The following is a 1,896-nucleotide window of genomic DNA, read 5'->3' as shown; positions in this document are numbered from 1 at the left end:
TGATTCATGTTCGTGGCTAATCCCGAAATCCCCATGCTGTCTGGTACAGTGACGGTATGCACATCTTGTGCTGTGACCGTTTCATAAGGTGCCAGATACTTCGACGTCACGACGATCGTTTCGGTATGGGAGATTTGACTCAGAAGCACCACAGCTACCACACCAGCGGCTACAGCAGACGCCATGCCTACATACGCTAAGGCGCTGCTTTTTTTCGCTCGTATGGGTTTTCTGACTCTTTTCACGCGTCTTGTGGTTTCGATCCCACAGCCAAGCGCTAACGCTTGTATCGTACCTTGCGTCTTTTTCCCCCCGGTCATGGGCAGCTGATGGATCAGTTGTTTGTACAGCAAGCGATCATAGCCAAGCACAAAGAGGGAGTCAAACCGTTCTGTAAGGACGTGCAGTACCTTTTTTTGTTCCGACGTTTGGCTAGCCACACTGACGATCGGAAGAATCCGTCTGGCATCTCCTTTGACGTTGAGTACGGCATCGTATCCATCCAGATAGGCACGAATGGAAGAAAAATTAGACGTCATGACATAGATCACACGATGAGAAAGCGTCAACAGGGTTTCTGTTTGTGGTGTCCATTCCGGTCCTGCGTCGATCAGTACCACATCCATGTGTGCCGCCAGATGGTAGATGATTTTTTTCACCGTCGCCTCATCTTGCTTGGTGTTTTCCTGTCCACTGCTTGGGAGCAAAAAGAGGTGATCTCCCGCTTGCACCAATGAATGTTTCACCATGCGTTCATCCATGTGTGTCGGCAGTTTGGCCCATTCACGCAAGCTCACATGAGCTTGTACCCCGTAGCGATGGGCGAGATCACCCGACACATCAAAGTCAACCACGGCGACATCAAGACCGGATGCTGCAAACTGATTGGCTAGCAAACTCACGATCGTACTTTTCCCAATGTGACCTTTTCTGCCGTGGACAAACAAAATGCGTGCCCGAGTTTGTTGACCTAGTGCATCAATTTCTTCTTGATTGTTTTCGATTCCCATGGTATAGGTTTGTTTTCGCTTGAGTCTCCCGGACTCCCCCAGGATTTTTTGTAACTCAGTCGGTGCACTTTGTTGGACGGCAGTCGCTGTAGACTTCCCCCACATGGTGAGATACGTAAACGACAACGGATACGTCACGATGTCCACGGCATCAAGATCCTGTGCCCGATCCCTCGCGTCAGGGGTTCGTGCATCCACCACACAAACGACAGGCGCCTTGACTCCACGTTGACGCAAGCGGTGGATCGTTTGCGCACTCCAATCGCTCCCCACAAGGATGATCTCGATCGCTTGACCATCAAGGGAGGACAACTGATCTTCGCGAAACACGCCATGAAGACTGATCCCGTGTTCTCGCGCTGCACCTTGTGACTCTTCGATGCGCTGTTGGTTATACTCCAGAAACACCCACATCAAATTCCACCTCCTTGCCTACCGATTTCACCTGAACCAAGTGCTCCACTTTTTGCATCAAGTGATCAAAATGCCGTGCAAATGATGGATCCAAGGTCACTAAGGGCTTTCGCAAGAACTGAGCCGCCACATGGCGTGGATCATGTGGAATCAAGACGATCGCATCGACGATGGTGTCCACCGCAGGCATGGGATCGTTGATTCCGTGATGATTGATGATCCACGTCGAGGCTTGTCCCATGCGTACGTCTTGCCAGTGAGCGATTCGCAAAGCATCGGCAAAGGTGACGATACACGTTAGATCGGCCGGTTTCTCATGAGCGAGAAGATCGATCACCACCCGATAGCCTGTCGGCTCTTTCGTGTACACATGACACGATTCAGGTGCAGCCCATGCCGATAACGGTTGCATGTCTGTATCCACAATCGCCGTTGACCAATTGCGCGCTTGGCAAAGTGCCGCTAGATTCCA

2 protein-coding genes are annotated in these 1,896 nt (G+C 51.2%); both read right to left on the bottom strand.

All coding sequences use genetic code 11. The features are described from left to right. Nucleotides 1-1,424: CpaE/TadZ family protein (locus tag MM817_RS16230; protein ID WP_241717071.1), on the bottom strand; the 1,424-nt coding region annotated here is incomplete at its 3' end. Continuing rightward, on the bottom strand, nucleotides 1,402-1,896 hold a 495-nt coding region (locus MM817_RS16225), incomplete at its 5' end, for a hypothetical protein (RefSeq protein WP_241717069.1). The genes MM817_RS16225 and MM817_RS16230, both read right to left, overlap by 23 nt.

This window comes from Sulfoacidibacillus ferrooxidans (assembly GCF_022606465.1).
In the GTDB taxonomy this organism is placed as follows: Bacteria; Bacillota; Bacilli; order Alicyclobacillales; family SLC66; genus Sulfoacidibacillus; species Sulfoacidibacillus ferrooxidans.
This window is presented reverse-complemented; position numbering and strand designations above follow the sequence as displayed.